The sequence below is a fragment of the Streptomyces sp. NPDC048496 genome (assembly GCF_043200055.1).
Classification (GTDB): Bacteria; Actinomycetota; Actinomycetes; order Streptomycetales; family Streptomycetaceae; genus Streptomyces.
Genome location: NZ_JBICXB010000043.1, coordinates 37,550 through 52,683, shown reverse-complemented (window position 1 = coordinate 52,683; position 15,134 = coordinate 37,550). Strand labels below are relative to the sequence as shown.

The 15,134-nt window shown below is 71.0% G+C and carries 14 protein-coding genes and 2 pseudogenes; 13 read left to right on the top strand and 3 right to left on the bottom strand.

Annotated elements, in window-relative coordinates; genetic code table 11:
* The 4 genes and pseudogenes from ACGFSA_RS28200 to ACGFSA_RS28185 form a co-directional block, all read left to right on the top strand.
* A pseudogene (locus tag ACGFSA_RS28200) lies at nt 1-149 on the top strand (4-hydroxy-3-methylbut-2-en-1-yl diphosphate synthase); the annotation flags it as partial.
* A 190-nt stretch (nt 150-339) separates the two neighbouring features.
* Nucleotides 340-1,185 (top strand): GNAT family N-acetyltransferase, encoded by an 846-nt coding sequence (locus tag ACGFSA_RS28195; RefSeq protein ID WP_393308878.1) that lies wholly within the window; start codon nt 340-342, stop codon nt 1,183-1,185.
* Nucleotides 1,186-1,323: 138 nt separating this feature from the next.
* Nucleotides 1,324-1,899 carry a GNAT family N-acetyltransferase gene (locus ACGFSA_RS28190; RefSeq protein WP_393308877.1) on the top strand — a complete coding sequence of 192 codons (576 nt, stop codon included), beginning with the start codon at nt 1,324-1,326 and terminating at the stop codon, nt 1,897-1,899.
* A gap of 73 nt (nt 1,900-1,972) precedes the next feature.
* Nucleotides 1,973-3,673 carry a proline--tRNA ligase gene (locus ACGFSA_RS28185; RefSeq protein WP_393308876.1) on the top strand — a complete coding sequence of 567 codons (1,701 nt, stop codon included), beginning with the start codon at nt 1,973-1,975 and terminating at the stop codon, nt 3,671-3,673.
* A 73-nt stretch (nt 3,674-3,746) separates the two neighbouring features.
* Here the strand turns inward: ACGFSA_RS28185 and ACGFSA_RS28180 are convergent, their stop codons facing one another.
* The 3 genes from ACGFSA_RS28180 to ACGFSA_RS28170 all read right to left on the bottom strand — a co-directional run bounded on the left by ACGFSA_RS28180 (nt 3,747) and on the right by ACGFSA_RS28170 (nt 5,801).
* Complete coding sequence (locus ACGFSA_RS28180) at nt 3,747-4,652, bottom strand: aminoglycoside phosphotransferase family protein (RefSeq protein ID WP_393308875.1); 906 nt, start codon at nt 4,650-4,652, stop codon at nt 3,747-3,749.
* 100 nt (nt 4,653-4,752) lie between these two features.
* Nucleotides 4,753-5,190: a DUF4439 domain-containing protein gene (locus ACGFSA_RS28175; RefSeq protein WP_393308874.1), complete on the bottom strand. Its 438-nt coding sequence runs from the start codon at nt 5,188-5,190 to the stop codon at nt 4,753-4,755.
* Nucleotides 5,187-5,801, bottom strand: a complete 615-nt coding sequence (locus tag ACGFSA_RS28170) for a hypothetical protein (RefSeq protein ID WP_393308873.1) — start codon at nt 5,799-5,801, stop codon at nt 5,187-5,189. Before ACGFSA_RS28170 ends, ACGFSA_RS28175 begins: the two co-directional genes overlap by 4 nt.
* A gap of 177 nt (nt 5,802-5,978) precedes the next feature.
* Here ACGFSA_RS28170 and rimP point away from each other — a divergent pair, with 177 nt between their 5' ends.
* The 9 genes and pseudogenes from rimP to ACGFSA_RS28125 all read left to right on the top strand — a co-directional run bounded on the left by rimP (nt 5,979) and on the right by ACGFSA_RS28125 (nt 15,092).
* Nucleotides 5,979-6,476 carry a ribosome maturation factor RimP gene (rimP, locus tag ACGFSA_RS28165; protein ID WP_393308872.1) on the top strand — a complete coding sequence of 166 codons (498 nt, stop codon included), beginning with the start codon at nt 5,979-5,981 and terminating at the stop codon, nt 6,474-6,476.
* Nucleotides 6,477-6,478: 2 nt separating this feature from the next.
* A complete protein-coding gene (nusA, locus tag ACGFSA_RS28160) occupies nt 6,479-7,519 on the top strand; it encodes a transcription termination factor NusA (RefSeq protein WP_393308871.1) in 1,041 nt (346 codons plus the stop codon).
* 217 nt (nt 7,520-7,736) lie between these two features.
* Entirely contained in the window at nt 7,737-8,015 is a 279-nt protein-coding gene (locus tag ACGFSA_RS28155) for a YlxR family protein (protein ID WP_393308870.1), read from the top strand.
* A 149-nt stretch (nt 8,016-8,164) separates the two neighbouring features.
* Entirely contained in the window at nt 8,165-11,272 is a 3,108-nt protein-coding gene (gene infB, locus ACGFSA_RS28150; protein WP_393308869.1) for a translation initiation factor IF-2, read from the top strand.
* 137 nt (nt 11,273-11,409) lie between these two features.
* Nucleotides 11,410-11,703, top strand: coding sequence for a DUF503 domain-containing protein (locus ACGFSA_RS28145; RefSeq protein WP_030933278.1), 294 nt, complete (start codon nt 11,410-11,412; stop codon nt 11,701-11,703).
* Between the two features lie 101 nt (nt 11,704-11,804).
* On the top strand, nt 11,805-12,269 hold the full coding sequence (rbfA, locus tag ACGFSA_RS28140) for a 30S ribosome-binding factor RbfA (RefSeq protein ID WP_266980906.1): 465 nt from the start codon (nt 11,805-11,807) through the stop codon (nt 12,267-12,269).
* Complete coding sequence (gene truB / locus ACGFSA_RS28135; RefSeq protein ID WP_393308868.1) at nt 12,266-13,165, top strand: tRNA pseudouridine(55) synthase TruB; 900 nt, start codon at nt 12,266-12,268, stop codon at nt 13,163-13,165. Before rbfA ends, truB begins: the two co-directional genes overlap by 4 nt.
* Nucleotides 13,166-13,378: 213 nt before the next feature.
* Nucleotides 13,379-14,350, top strand: a pseudogene (locus tag ACGFSA_RS28130) (trypsin-like peptidase domain-containing protein); the annotation flags it as partial.
* 505 nt (nt 14,351-14,855) lie between these two features.
* Nucleotides 14,856-15,092, top strand: a complete 237-nt coding sequence (locus tag ACGFSA_RS28125) for a hypothetical protein (protein WP_393308866.1) — start codon at nt 14,856-14,858, stop codon at nt 15,090-15,092.
* Nucleotides 15,093-15,134 lie beyond the last annotated feature (42 nt).

Below are 15,134 nucleotides of genomic sequence, written 5' to 3'. Positions count from 1 at the left end.
AGGGGCAGATCTTCGTCAAGGGCGAGGTCATCAAGACGGTTCCCGAGTCGAAGATCGTCGAGACGCTCATCGAAGAAGCCCTGAAGATCGCCGAGCAGATGGAGAAGGACGGCGTCGCCTCCGGCGAGCCCGAGGTCTCCATCAGCTGAGGCCGAAGCGGCCGATGCCGAATTCTTGCTTCTGTGACCGTGCCCCGTCCGACGAACAAGCCGTCGGGCGGGGCACGGTCGTGAGAGACCTCACGGTGGCCGTGGACGCTGTTGACGGGCATGGGGCGGCGCCTGCCAGCCTCTTTCGGTACAGTGCGGAAATCAGCAGACCGCATGGTGAGGCCCCCTTGTGTTGACGCAGACCACCACCCGGGTCCTCGAACCCAGCGACCTCGGCGCCGCGCTCGCCATCCTGGAGAGCGACCCCGTCGCCAACGCCTTCGTGACGTCCCGGGTCCAGATCGCAGGGCTCGATCCCTGGCGCCTCGGCGGCGAGATGTGGGGCTGGTACGCGGATGGCAGACTGCGTTCGCTCTGCTACTCCGGCGCCAATCTCGTACCCATCTGTGCCACCCCCGAGGCCATCAGGGCGTTCTCCGACCGGGCCCGTCGGGCCGGCCGCCGCTGTTCCTCGATCGTCGGTCCCGCCGAGCCCACCGCCCAGCTCTGGCGGCTGCTCGAACCGGGCTGGGGCCCCGCCCGCGAGGTCAGGGCCAACCAGCCGCTCATGGTCACCGAGAGCCCCGCCGCCGGTGTGACGCCCGACCCGCTGGTACGCCGCATCCGCAAGGACGAGATAGATGTCCTGATGCCGGCCTGCGTGGCGATGTTCACCGAGGAGGTGGGCATTTCGCCGCTGGCCGGTGACGGCGGACTTCTCTACCAGGCACGCGTCGCCGAACTCATCGGCACCGGCCGCTCCTTCGCCCGGATCGAGGACGGCAAGGTCGTCTTCAAGGCGGAGATCGGCGCTGCCACCCCGCAGGCCTGCCAGATCCAGGGCGTCTGGGTCGCCCCCGAACACCGCGGCCGCGGCCTCTCCGAGACCGGGATGGCAGCGGTCCTGCGCTATGCACTGGCCGATGTCGCACCGGTCGTCAGCCTGTACGTGAACGACTACAACACCGCGGCCCGCAGGGCATACACGCGGGTCGGCTTCCGTGAGGTCGGCGCGTTCATGAGCGTGCTCTTCTGACCGGGACGAAGTGGCTGGGAGCGGCACGGCCTCGCCGAAGTGTCCGCTCGACGCCGCCGTCGGCAGTGCTCCCACTCGCAACGGCGAGCACTCCTGACACGTATGCCACAGCGCGGCGCGGACAGTAGGGTTCGGCGCATGGCAGCTGATTCAGGGGGCGGCGCCCGCACTCCCGGTGTTCTGGTCGGGCCGATCGATCTCGCCGCGCGGGTGGACGAGGCGCTTGCCGTGCAGGCCGTCGCCTTCGGCCTCGGTCACGACGAGGTCCAGGTACGTCGCCATATCGTCCTCAGACACCTCGAGCACCCCTGCGCCCGCGCCCTCGGCGCCACCACTGCGACCGGCCGGCTCGTCGGGTTCGTCTACGGCATGCCCAACGAACGCGGCCACTGGTGGTCCACCGTCGTCGAGCCCTATCTGCGGGCCACCGGCTCTGAGGACTGGCTCGACGACTCCTTCGTGATCACCGAACTGCATGTCCATCCGGAGTTCCAGAACCGGGGTATCGGCCGCACCCTGATCACCACCATCACGGACGCCGTCGATCAGCCGCGCTCCATCCTCTCCGCCATCGACACGGAGAGCCCGGCACGTGGTCTGTATCGCACCCTCGGCTACCGGGACCTGGCCAGGCAGGTGCTGTTTCCCAGTGCTCCCAAGCCGTACGCGGTGATGGGAGCGCCTCTTCCCCTGCGCCGCCGGGACCGGGGCTGAACCAATCGATTTCCGCCCGCCCCCGCCACCCGGCTAACCTCCTGCACATCACCCTTCCGAGCAGGAGTTCATCATGGCCCAGGTCCAGCGCATGTCCCGATTGATGATCAAGACACTGCGCGACGACCCGGCGGACGCCGAGACGCTCAACCACAAGCTGCTCGTCCGGGCCGGTTACGTACGTCGCACCGCGGCCGGCATCTGGACCTGGCTGCCCCTGGGCAAGAAGGTCCTGGAGAACATCACCCGCGTCGTGCGCGAGGAGATGGACGCCATCGGCGGCCAGGAAGTCCTGCTGCCCGCACTGCTGCCCAAGGAGTCGTACGACGCGAGCGGCCGCTACGACGAGTACGGCGACCTGCTCTTCCGGCTCAAGGACCGCAAGGGCGCCGAGTACCTCCTCGGCCCCACCCACGAAGAGATCTTCACCCAGGTCGTCAAGGATCAGATCACGTCCTACAAGGACCTGCCCGTGATCCTGTACCAGATCCAGACCAAGTACCGCGACGAGGCCCGCCCCCGCGCCGGTGTGCTGCGCGGCCGCGAGTTCCAGATGAAGGACTCGTACTCCTTCGACACCACCGACGAGGGTCTCATCGAGGCCTACCAGCTGCACCGCGCCGCCTACATCCGCATCTTCGAGCGGCTCGGTCTCGACCACCGCATCGTCTCCGCGGTCTCCGGTGCGATGGGCGGCTCGGCGTCCGAGGAGTTCCTGGCACCCGCCCCGGCCGGTGAGGACACCTTCGTCGACTGCCCCGCCTGCGACTACGCGGCCAACACGGAGGCCGTGACCTTCAAGGCCACCCCCGTGGACGGCTCGGCGCACGGTCCCGTCGAGGAGCTGGACACCCCCGACACCCCGACCATCGAGACGCTCGCGGCGCACCTCGATGTCCCGGCCTCCGCGACGCTGAAGAACCTCCTGGTCAAGGTCGACGGCGAAATCGTCGCCGTGGGCGTGCCCGGCGACCGCGAGGTCGACCTCGGCAAGCTCGGCGAGCACCTCGCCCCCGCCGTGGTCGAGCTGGTCACCGCAGAGGACTTCGAGGGCCGTCCCGACCTGGTACGTGGCTATGTCGGCCCGCAGGGTCTGGAGAAGGTCCGCTACATCGCCGACCCGCGCATCGCCCCCGGCACCGCCTGGATCACCGGCGCCAACAAGCCCGGCACCCACGCGAAGAACGTCGTCTGCGGCCGCGACTTCGAGGTCGACGACTACCTCGATGTCGTCGTGGTCGAGGCGGGCGACCCGTGCCCCAAGTGCGGCACCGGCCTCAAGCTGGACCGTGCCATCGAGATCGGCCACATCTTCCAGCTGGGCCGCAAGTTCGCGGACGCGTTCCAGCTCGATGTGCTCGGCCAGAACGGCAAGCCGGTCCGGGTCACCATGGGCTCGTACGGCATCGGCGTCTCCCGCGCCGTTGCCGCTCTCGCCGAGCAGACCGCCGACGCGCAGGGTCTCTGCTGGCCCCGCGAGATCGCCCCGGCCGACGTCCACCTGGTCGCCGCCGGCAAGGCGCTCCAGACCGAGCTGGCCCTCGACGTCGCCGAGAAGCTCGGCGCCGCGGGCGTGCGGGTCCTGGTCGACGACCGTGCGGGCGTCTCGCCCGGTGTGAAGTTCACCGACGCCGAGCTGATCGGTGTCCCGAAGATCCTGGTCGCGGGCCGCCGCTCGGCCGAGGGCGTCCTGGAGCTCAAGGACCGCCGTACGGGCGAGCGCGAGGAGCTCACGGTCGACGAGGCGATCGCCCGTCTCGTGGCCCAGGGCTGACACCCGGAATCGCCGAAGGCCCCCGTGCTGTCCGACAGCACGGGGGCCTTCGGCCGTTCTGCGGGGCAGGCCGTTACAGCCAGCCCGCGAACTCCAGCGACAGTTCGCCTTCCTGACGACGGCCGACGGTCAGCGCGCGAGTGCCCGACTCCACCGCACGGAACAACGTCCAGCCGTGGAGCCGTTCCCGGTCCACGTCCAGTGAATCCGCGAGCCTGTTGATCCGGCGACGGGCCGTCACGGGTCCGCCCGGGGAGGCGATGAGGTCCTCCACCCGGTCGCGTACCAGCCGCGCCAGGTCGTAGGCACGCTCGCCGACCAGCGGCTCAGGGCCGACCGTCAGCCAGGGCGCCCGTTCCCCGGCCAGCACCTTGCTCTGGCGGAAGTTGCCGTGCAGCAGCAGGACTTCGGGGGAGTGGGCGACGAGCTCCGCCCGCGCGGCCAGGGCCGCGGAGACCAGCGGTTCGAGCGCCGGGTCGGCCGCTGCGGCGGCCCGCATCGGGTCCGTGCACCGGCCGGTCCGCTCGGCGACCGTCTCGAAGGAGTGCCCGCTGGGCGGCTCGACCCACAGCCGTCGAACCGTACCCGCAGCCTCCAGGAGTGCCTTCGCCTCCGGCAGCGATCGCAGCGACATCTCGGGATGCAGCCGTTCCAGCAGCAATGCGCCGCCGCCGGAGCCGAGAAGCCGGACCGCTCCCCAGCCGTTCCAGTGCGCCAGTGCCGCCTGCTCCAGATCGGGCGCCGCACCGGCGGGAGCGATCTTGAGCACGGCCGGGGTGCCGTCGGCGCGGCGCACCAGCAGAACCAGGCTGCTGCGCCCACCGGGGGCAGCTGTACGCTCGACAGCCAGCTCCGGCCCGTTGGCGGACAGCGACTCGTTGATCAGCTCGGGGAGCCGCGCGAGCCAGTCGGCGGCGGCCGTCTCCCCGTGCACCTCGCCGAGCGCTCGCACCAGACGCTGCGGCGGTTCGAAACCCATACGTGCTGTGTTCCCTTTCAGAGCGTTCATGAGTGCGTCGGACCGGTCCCGGTCTTTGCGTCGGTCATGCCCGTCGCATCAGCCCTGCAGGCCCGCCCGCTCAGACGGTGCCGTCGGCGGACCGCTCGGTGAGTCCGGGAAAGGTTACGCCGCTGCCCCGCCAGCGGACCGCACGCACCGCGGCCTCCCGCAGTGCGTCTGCGGCCTCTCGCCTGAGCGGCCCCCCGGCAGCCCGTACGAGATCGGAGTAGACGCCCGCGATCCGGTCCTCCAGCACGGCGGCGAGCTTCACCGCTGCTGCCGAATCCGGCACCGCGAACGGCAGAGCGTACGCGGACCCCGCCGCCACCGGCTCACCGCCCAGGTCGCGTACGGTCCGCACCAGGGCGTCGCGCCGGGCCCGGTGCCCGCGGTAGGCGGCCGTCGCCTCCGCCCGGCGGCCGCCGGCGACCCGGCCGCCGACCACCCCGTACCCGTACACCGCCGCATGCTCGGCGGCGAGCGCCGCCTGCGCCGCCTGCAGCGTCTGCGCACTCATGACGAGGTCTCCTTGGCCAGTTCGGTCAACAGGTAGGCGTGTGCCGCGCCGGCGGCCGCGATCGACGCGAGCAGCCGGGCCAGCTCGGGTGGCGCTGCCAGGAGCGTCGCCGTGTGGGCGTCAGCGGTGCGGCGTTCCGCCGCCGCCAGTTCCTTGACGGCGGTCCTGGCGTCGGCGGCGGGCGAACCCGGAACGGTGGGCGAACCCGAGGGGGTGGGTGGACCCGAAACGGCCGGTGCCCGGTCCGCGCCGCGCATCGCAGTCGTGCCCGCGGTTTCGCCGGCACTCGGCCGCGCCGTCCTGTTTGCCCCGGGCGACAGCGCCTCCGTATGGGCCCGTACGGCGTCCCGCAGCGGTGCGAGCCCGGCCGCGGTCGCCGGATGGGCCGTGACGACCTGCTCGTACTGGGCGAGCAGGGTGCCGCTCGTCCGCGCGGCCGTCATCCGCAGCGCGCTCTCCGCCTTCGCCGCCGCGTCCCGCGCACCGGCCGGCGCAGAACCTTTTCGGCCGTCGCCGCTGTCGCCGTCTCCGCAGCCGGCCAGCGCCGCCCCCAGGGCGATCGCCCCCGTTACGGTGAGCGCACCCCTGCGCGTCGTCCCCGTGCGCCGCACCTGTTCTCCTTCGGGCGTTGATCTGTCCTGACTGGATCTGTCCTGAAGTGATCACCGCAGGCGAGCGTACCTGCGGCTGAGCGGTCGGCGGACGGCAACACCCCTCGGGACCGGATACCCTTTGACCTGACACGCGACGAACCACACAACAGCACACGCGGCCGAGGAGTCACCCGGATGAGCACCACCCAGAGCGAGAGGCTGCGCGGGCTGCTCGAACCGCTCGTCAGCGCCAAGCAGCTGGATCTTGAAGAGATCGAGGTGTCCCGGGCAGGCCGCCGACGTGTGCTGCGCATCGTCGTGGACTCCGACGAGGGCGTGGAGCTCGACGCCTGCGCGGAGCTGAGCCGCGCGATCTCCGAGAAGCTCGACGAGACCGACGCGATGGGTGAGGACGAGTACGTCCTCGAAGTGAGCTCTCCCGGTGCCGACCGTCCGCTGACGGAGCACCGCCACTACGTACGCGCCACCGGTCGCCTGGCCAAGCTGCAGCTGCATGAGGGCGGCGAACTGGTCGCCCGCATCGTCGCCGTCGACGACGAGGGGCTCGACCTCGAAGTGCCGGGCGTCAAGGGCCGCAAGCCCACGTCCCGCCGGGTCCCCTTCGACGGGATCGCCAAGGCGCGCGTGGAGATCGAATTCAACCGCAAGGACAAGAAGGAAGAGGAGGCGTAGCCGTGGACATCGATGTGAAGCTCTTGAGGGGCTTGGCACAGGACAAGGAGATCCCCTTCGACGTGCTCGTCGAGGCGATCGAGTCGGCCCTCCTCATCGCCTACCACCGCACCGACGGGAGCTACCGCCGTGCGCGCGTGGATCTCGACGCGCGCGGCCATGTGACGGTGTGGGCGAAGGAGGACCCTGCCGACCTCGAAGAGGGCCAGGAGCCGAAGGAGTTCGACGACACCCCGTCCGGCTTCGGCCGGATCGCCGCGACCACCGCCAAGCAGGTCATCCTGCAGCGGCTGCGCGACGCCGAGGACGACAGGACGTTCGGCGAGTACGCGGGCCACGAGGGCGATGTCGTCACCGGTGTCGTCCAGCAGGGCAAGGACCCGAAGAACGTCCTGGTCGACATCGGCAAGCTCGAAGCGATCCTGCCGGTGCAGGAGCAGGTGCCGGGCGAGGAGTACACCCACGGGCTGCGGCTGCGTACGTATGTCGTGCGGGTCGCCAAGGGCGTCCGCGGTCCGTCCGTGACTCTCTCCCGGACGCACCCCAATCTGGTCAAGAAGCTCTTCGCGCTGGAGGTCCCGGAGATCGCCGACGGTTCCGTCGAGATCTGCGCGATCGCCCGCGAGGCCGGCCACCGCACCAAGATCGCGGTCCGTTCGACCCGCTCGGGTCTGAACGCCAAGGGCGCCTGCATCGGCCCGATGGGCGGCCGTGTACGTAATGTCATGGCCGAGCTGCACGGCGAGAAGATCGACATCGTGGACTGGTCGGACGACCCGGCCGAGATGGTGGCCAACGCGCTGTCGCCCGCCCGCGTGAGCAAGGTCGAGGTCGTGGACCTCGGAGCGCGGTCCGCCCGGGTCACGGTCCCCGACTACCAGCTCTCGCTCGCCATCGGCAAGGAGGGCCAGAACGCCCGCCTCGCCGCCCGCCTCACCGGCTGGCGCATCGACATCCGCCCGGACACCGAGACCGACGCCGAGCGGGACATCGCCGACCGTGAGCGGGCCGAGCGGGCCCGGGACCGGTCCGAGCGCGGCTGAACCGGTACGGGACCGGTGCCGGTTCCGGGAGTGGACCGGCACCCGTCCGGACGATGGACCGCACCGGTCCGGAGACCGGCCGGGCCCGGGTCCGGAGTACGGGACCGATGCCGGTCCCGGGGAATAAATCCACGCGGAATGCCGCTGAGATCACGACAACGTCCGTTCGATTTTTGCCCCAAAGGGGTGAGGTCGGTGCGGGGAGGTAGACTTAACCGTGTCTGGCCGGACGCACGCCCGCGCTTGCCCTGAGCGAACCTGTGTGGGATGCCGGGAGCGAGCGGCCAAGAGCGAGCTGCTGCGCATCGTGGTGGACGAGGACGCATGCGTCCCCGATCCTCGCGGTACGCTGCCCGGCCGGGGTGCATATATGCACCCCGTCACTGTCTGTCTCGACCTGGCGGTTCGCCGTCGGGCATTCCCCCGGGCCTTCAAGGCCAAGGGGCCGTTCGATTCCGCGGCACTGCAGCGGTATGTCGAGCGGGTGACACCGTAAGAAACGAGAACGGCACGGGACCCCGTGCGGTCAGGTACCTCGCGAGTTGGAAGTAGGTCGAGATTGCGATGAGCACTCGATGAGTACGCGATGAGTACGCCCATGAAGTAGCGACGGTCCGGCGGTAACCCGGACCTAAAAGGAGCGAAGTGGCTAAGGTCCGGGTATACGAACTCGCCAAGGAGTTCGGCGTCGAGAGCAAGGTCGTCATGGCCAAGCTCCAAGAACTCGGTGAATTCGTCCGTTCGGCGTCCTCGACGATCGAGGCGCCGGTTGTACGCAAGTTGACTGACGCACTGCAGGGGCCCGGCGGCAACGCCGGCAAGTCCGCTGCGAAGCCTGGCGCGCCCCGCAAGGCCGCGCCCGTAAAGCCCGCAGCGCCCTCCCCGGCCGCTGCGGCACGTCCCGCTGCCCCGAAGCCCGGCGCCCCGGCCCCCAAGCCGGCCGCAGCCGAGGCCCCCAGCAGCACCCCTTCCGCTGTCGCGCCTTCCGCGCCGTCGGCGGGCCCGCGTCCGGGTCCGAAGCCCGCGCCGAAGCCCGCTCCGGTCACCCCGGTGCCCGCGGCAGAGTTCTCCGCTCCGGCCCCGGCCCAGCCGGCCGCGCCGCAGCAGGCCCCGCGTCCCGCGGGTGCCACCCCCGGTCCTCGCCCCGCCCGTCCGGCCCCGGCCGGCGGTCAGCGTGACGGCGGCCGTGGTGGCGAGCGTGACGGTGGCCGTGGTGGCGATCGTCCGGCCCGTCCCGCAGGCCAGGGCGCCCCGCGCCCCGGCGGCGCCCGTCCGGCCGGTCCCCGTCCGGGCAACAACCCCTTCACCTCCGGTGGCTCGACGGGCATGGCCCGTCCGCAGGCACCCCGTCCCGGTGGCGCCCCGCGTCCCGGTGGCGGCCAGGAGCGTCCCGGCGCCCCGCGTCCGCAGGGCGGCCCCGGTGGCGCCCCGCGTCCGCAGGGCCAGGGCGGTGCCCGTCCGACTCCGGGCGGCATGCCCCGTCCGCAGGCTCCGCGTCCGGGCGGTGCGCCCGGTGGTAACCGTCCGAACCCGGGCATGATGCCGCAGCGTCCCGCTGCCGGCCCGCGTCCCGGTGGTGGCCCCGGCGGTGGCCGTGGTCCCGCTGGTGGCGGCGCAGGCCGTCCCGGCGGCGGTGCAGGTCGTCCCGGCGGCGGCTTCGCCGGTCGTCCGGCCGGTCCCGGTGGCGGCGGTGGCGGCGGTTTCGCCGGTCGTCCCGGTGGCGGCGGTGGCGGTGGCGGCGCAGGCCGTCCCGGTGGTGGCGGCGGCGGCTTCGGCGGTCGTCCCGGCTTCGGTGGACGTCCCGGCGGCCCCGGTGGCCGTGGTGGCACACAGGGTGCGTTCGGCCGTCCCGGCGGTCCCGCGCGTCGCGGTCGCAAGTCGAAGCGGCAGAGGCGCCAGGAGTACGAGGCCATGCAGGCCCCGTCGGTGGGCGGCGTCATGCTGCCCCGCGGCAACGGGCAGGCTGTCCGTCTGTCGCGCGGTGCCTCCCTCACCGACTTCGCGGAGAAGATCAACGCCAACCCGGCGTCGCTCGTCGCCGTGATGATGAACCTCGGCGAGATGGTCACCGCCACGCAGTCGGTCTCGGACGAGACGCTGAAGCTGCTGGCCGAGGAGATGAACTACGTCCTCGAGATCGTCAGCCCCGAGGAGGAGGACCGCGAGCTGCTCGAGTCCTTCGACATCGAGTTCGGCGAGGACGAGGGCGGCGAAGAGGCTCTGGTCTCGCGTCCGCCGGTCGTGACCGTCATGGGTCACGTCGACCACGGTAAGACCCGACTGCTGGACGCGATCCGCAAGACGAACGTCGTCGCGGGCGAGGCCGGCGGCATCACGCAGCACATCGGTGCGTACCAGGTCTCCTCCGAGGTCAACGGTGAGGACCGCAGGATCACCTTCATCGACACCCCGGGTCACGAGGCGTTCACCGCCATGCGTGCCCGTGGTGCGAAGTCCACCGACATCGCGATCCTCGTGGTGGCGGCGAACGACGGTGTGATGCCCCAGACGATCGAGGCGCTGAACCACGCCAAGGCGGCCGACGTGCCGATCGTGGTCGCGGTCAACAAGATCGACGTCGAGGGTGCCGACCCGACCAAGGTGCGCGGTCAGCTCACCGAGTTCGGGCTGGTGGCCGAGGAGTACGGCGGCGACACGATGTTCGTCGACATCTCCGCCAAGCAGGGCCTCAACATCGAGGCTCTTCTGGAGGCCGTCGTCCTCACCGCCGATGCCTCGCTCGACCTGCGGGCCAACCCGGAGCAGGACGCGCAGGGTATTGCGATCGAGTCCCACCTCGACCGCGGCCGCGGTGCCGTCGCGACTGTCCTGGTCCAGCGAGGCACGCTGCGGGTCGGCGACACGATGGTGGTCGGCGACGCGTACGGCCGAGTCCGCGCGATGCTCGACGACAAGGGCGAGAACGTCGAGGAAGCGGGTCCGTCGACCCCCGTCCTCGTACTCGGTCTCACCAATGTCCCGGGCGCCGGCGACAACTTCCTGGTCGTCGACGAGGACCGTACGGCCCGTCAGATCGCCGAGAAGCGTGCCGCCCGTGAGCGCAACGCCAACTTCGCCCGCAAGGGTGTCCGGTTCTCCCTGGAGAACCTCGACGAGGCGCTCAAGGCCGGTCTGGTCCAGGAACTCAACCTCATCATCAAGGGCGACGCGTCCGGTTCGGTGGAGGCTCTCGAGTCCTCGCTGCTCCAGCTCGACGTCGGTGACGAGGTCGACATCCGGGTCCTGCACCGCGGTGTGGGTGCGGTCACCGAGTCGGACATCGACCTGGCGACCGGCTCCGACGCCATCGTGATCGGCTTCAACGTGCGCGCCGCAGGGCGTGCGCAGCAGATGGCCGAGCGCGAAGGTGTGGACGTCCGGTACTACTCGGTCATCTACCAGGCGATCGAAGAGATCGAAGCGGCCCTCAAGGGCATGCTCAAGCCGGAGTACGAAGAGGTCGAGCTCGGTACGGCGGAGATCCGCGAGATCTTCCGCTCGTCCAAGCTGGGCAACATCGCCGGTGTGCTGGTCCGGTCCGGCGAGGTCAAGCGCAACACCAAGGCGCGCCTGCTGCGCGATGGCAAGGTCATCGCGGAGAACCTCAACATCTCCGGTCTGCGCCGCTTCAAGGACGACGTCACCGAGATCCGCGAAGGCTTCGAGGGCGGTATCAACCTCGGAAACTTCAACGACATCAAGATCGACGACGTCATCGCGACGTACGAGATGCGCGAGAAGCCGCGAGGCTGATCCGTACCTCAACAGTCGGGGCCGGTCGACGGGTCGTATTTCCGTCGATCGGCCCCGGCCGTTCCGTGTACGGTTCTTGTGTCCCTGCCAAGTACTGGCAGGGCGCGAACCCGAACCGGCGGGACATCCGGACATCCATGTATGTGGGGACACTGTCCTTCGATCTGCTCCTCGGCGACGTACGGTCGTTGAAGGAGAAACGCTCCATCGTCCGTCCGATCGTTGCCGAACTCCAGCGCAAGTACGCGGTGAGTGCGGCGGAGACGGGTGGACAGGATCTCCACCGCAGGGCCGAGATCGGTCTTGCCGTGGTCTCCGGGGACACCGGACACCTCACGGACGTACTGGACCGGTGCGAGCGGCTGGTGGCCGCCCGGCCCGAGGTGGAGCTGCTGTCGGTTCGGCGGCGGCTGCACAGCGACGAAGACTGAACAACGTCAGAAATGTCAGACGTGAAATCGTCCGACGCGGAAGCGCAGGACGCCGGAAGCGTCGGACCGTAAGCAACCCCAGAAGGAAGAGTGACGGACCGGTGAGCGACAACGCGCGGGCCCGAAAGCTGGCCGATCGCATCCAGGTCGTGGTCGCGGAGACCCTGGACCGGCGTATCAAGGATCCGCGGCTCGGATTCGTGACGATCACGGACGCCCGGGTCACCGGCGACCTGCGGGAGGCCACGGTCTTCTACACGGTCTACGGCGACGACGAGGAGCGGGCGGCCTCCGCCGCGGCGCTGGAGAGCGCCAAGGGCGTGCTCCGGTCCGAGGTCGGCCGGCAGACCGGGGTCCGGTTCACACCGACCCTGGCCTTCGTCCCCGACGCCCTGCCGGACAACGCGCGCACCATCGAGGACCTCCTCGACAAGGCGCGGGCCAAGGACGCGCAGGTGCGCGAGGTGTCGACCGGTGCGAAGTACGCGGGCGACGCGGACCCGTACCGCAAGCCGGAGGATGCCGCCGACGAGTCCGACGAGAACGAGGGCTCAGCCTCCGAATGACACAGCAGAGCAGGACGCCGGACGGCCTTGTCATCGTCGACAAGCCGTCCGGCTTCACTTCGCACGACGTCGTCGCCAAGATGCGCGGCATCGCCCGCACCCGCCGCGTCGGCCATGCCGGCACGCTGGACCCGATGGCGACGGGCGTTCTCGTGCTCGGCGTCGAGAAGGCCACCAAGCTGCTCGGTCACCTGGCGCTGACCGAGAAGGAGTACCTGGGCACGATCCGCCTCGGCCAGGACACCGTCACGGACGACGCGGAGGGCGAGATCACGTCGTCCACCGACGCGTCGGGCGTCACGCGTGAGGGCATCGACGCGGGTGTCGCGGCACTGACCGGCGCGATCATGCAGGTGCCGTCCAAGGTCAGCGCCATCAAGATCGACGGCAAGCGGTCGTACGCCCGGGTGCGCGGCGGCGAGGAGTTCGAGATCCCGGCCCGGCCGGTGACCATCTCGTCCTTCAACGTCTACGACGTCCGTGAGGCGGTCGCGGAGGACGGGACCCCGGTCGTCGACCTGGTCGTCTCCGTCGTCTGCTCCTCCGGTACGTACATCCGTGCCCTCGCCCGCGATCTCGGCGCCGGGCTCGGCGTCGGCGGGCATCTGACCGCGCTGCGGCGCACCCGCGTCGGTCCGTACGGTCTCGATGCGGCGCGGACGCTCGATCAGCATCAGGAGAAGCTGACCGTGATGCCGGTCGCGGAGGCCGCCGCCGCGGCGTTCCCGCGCTGGGACGTGGACGAGAAGCGGGCCAAGCTGCTGCTGAACGGCGTGCGGCTGGACATGCCCTCCTACCCGCCGGGGCCGGTCGCGGTCTTCGGGCCCGACGGGACCTTCCTGGTGCTCGTCGAGGAGCAGAAGGGCAAGGCCAGGAGCCTCGCCGTCTTCGCCTGACGGGACGGGTTCCGCCGGTCCCTGATCCGGTTCCCCATCGTGGAGCGGGCAGCCCCCTGTGCCCGCTCCACGATCCCCCCTCCGGTGTCTGTCCACCGGAACCCACTGAATCACCTGAATGGGCAGGCGCTCGGAGTGACTCAGGGGTGCACTTGGGGGCGCTTTTGCTGCGAGTGGTTCTCGCGCCGATCATCGCCGACCTCACGTCGGACCATGGGAAGCGGGGACCGGTCGACGCTGGTACGCATCTGCGATCCGGCCGGCCGGCTGCGAGGGACCGGGTCCGTCGCGGACGACCGCGGCACGGTCGTGACCAGTCATGAAGCGGTCGACGGACTTGTCCGGCTCGTCCTGTACGGAACAGGTGACCGGAGCCGCTCTGTCGGGGCCGAGGCGATCACCGCGCTCCCGGAGCTGGACCTCGCGCTCGTGCGCACCGGGGGGCTCGATGTGCTCGGCGTGGAGCCGCTGCCGATCGTCCTGCGGGACCGGATCGAACCGGGTACGTACGTACGCGTCGCCGCCCATGGGTGGCGACAGGCGCGGGTGCTGGGGGTGATGCCCGTGATGTACGGCGCGGCCGGCGGTTCCCACCGGGTCGGCGCCGCCCTGGAGCTGGCGCTCGGCACGGACGGCGGCGACGCCCTGCGGCTGCGCGGCGCGGCGATCGGCGGGCCCGTGCTCGATCCGCAGACCGGCGCCGTCATCGCGGTGCTCGGCACCACCCTGCGCGCCGCACACACTGCCGCCGGATTCGCGGTGCCGCTCACGGGCGGGGAAGCCGAAGGACCGCTGGGCGCGCTGCTGCGGCGCAACGCGACAAAGGTCCCCGGGTACGGGCGTGACCTCAACCTTGCCGGCGCCCTGCAGCTCACCGCGATGTCGATCGGTTCGGCAGGCGGTGCCGGCGCCTGGCCCGACCCCGTCGAACGCCCGGACACCACTGCGGAGTTCACGGCGTTCACGGCCGCCGGGGAGCGTCCCGAGGTCGTCCTCGGCCTGGTGGGAGTGCCGGGTACCGGCCGCACCACCGAACTCGTCGCGCACGCCGCCCGCCGCGCCCGCGGCTCCGACCCCGCCCTCACCGTCTGGCTGCGTGGCGCCGACCTGCTGGCCGAGGACACCTCGGTGGCCGACGCGATCGCCCGTACGCTCGGCCGGGCCGGGCGGATCGTCACCGCGGCCGAGCTCGCCGTCGCCCTGCCGACGCATCGCGAGCCGGTGATCGGCGCGTTCCGGGACCGGCTCACCCGGCCCGGGGACGGTGCGGGTGAGGCGCTGCGCTCCCTCGCCGGGATCGACGCCCCGGCGCTGGCCCTGCACGCGGCCGGGCTGGTGCGGGCGTACACCGAAAGCCATCCGGACGGCGGCGCGCACATGGCCGCGTACCTCGACCGCAGGCTGGAGCGCGGGCCCGCCGCCCGCGCCCTGCTGCTGCCCCTGGTGACCGACCTGCTGCGGGACCGGCCCGCTCCCGCGCCCGTGCGCGGCGCGCTCGCCCGGGTGCTTGCCGCGCCGGGTACGCCCGCCTCCGGAGTGCTGCGGGCCCGAGCTGCTGGAAGTCCTGCTGGAGTTCGAGGAGGGCGCCCACCGGGACCCGGTCGTCCTCGACGCGCTGCTCTGCGCGGCGGCCGCCGGATCCGACCGGCGGGCGCCGGCCCGTACCCGGGCGCTCGTCCACCGCACCGGGATGCTGCTGGTCCGCACTCCTGAGGGCGCCGCCTGTTTCGACCGCCGACTGGTCGAATTGGCCCGGGACGTGTCCGGATTTGCGGAACTGGTCACCGGGTGGCTGGCCGATGCCCCGCAGGAGTGGGCGGCGGTCATCGGCCCCGGTGCGCGGCGGACCGTGGAGGCGGTGTCCACCGCGATGCCGATGCCGATGCGGGCCGCGGGTCGTGGGCATGGCAGTCTTAGACCTGCATAAGAGATACACCCACGTACACAGGTTCGGGCGAGGAGCGGTCAG

Coding starts and splice junctions, on each gene's coding strand:
- ACGFSA_RS28185 (WP_393308876.1), top strand. CDS start 1,973: ATGGCCCAGGTCCAGCGCATGTCCCGATTGATGATCAAGACACTGCGC.
- ACGFSA_RS28190 (WP_393308877.1), top strand. CDS start 1,324: ATGGCAGCTGATTCAGGGGGCGGCGCCCGCACTCCCGGTGTTCTGGTC.
- ACGFSA_RS28125 (WP_393308866.1), top strand. CDS start 14,856: ATGCTGCTGGTCCGCACTCCTGAGGGCGCCGCCTGTTTCGACCGCCGA.
- ACGFSA_RS28175 (WP_393308874.1), bottom strand. CDS start 5,190: ATGAGTGCGCAGACGCTGCAGGCGGCGCAGGCGGCGCTCGCCGCCGAG.
- ACGFSA_RS28180 (WP_393308875.1), bottom strand. CDS start 4,652: ATGGGTTTCGAACCGCCGCAGCGTCTGGTGCGAGCGCTCGGCGAGGTG.
- truB (WP_393308868.1), top strand. CDS start 12,266: ATGACACAGCAGAGCAGGACGCCGGACGGCCTTGTCATCGTCGACAAG.
- rimP (WP_393308872.1), top strand. CDS start 5,979: ATGAGCACCACCCAGAGCGAGAGGCTGCGCGGGCTGCTCGAACCGCTC.
- ACGFSA_RS28145 (WP_030933278.1), top strand. CDS start 11,410: ATGTATGTGGGGACACTGTCCTTCGATCTGCTCCTCGGCGACGTACGG.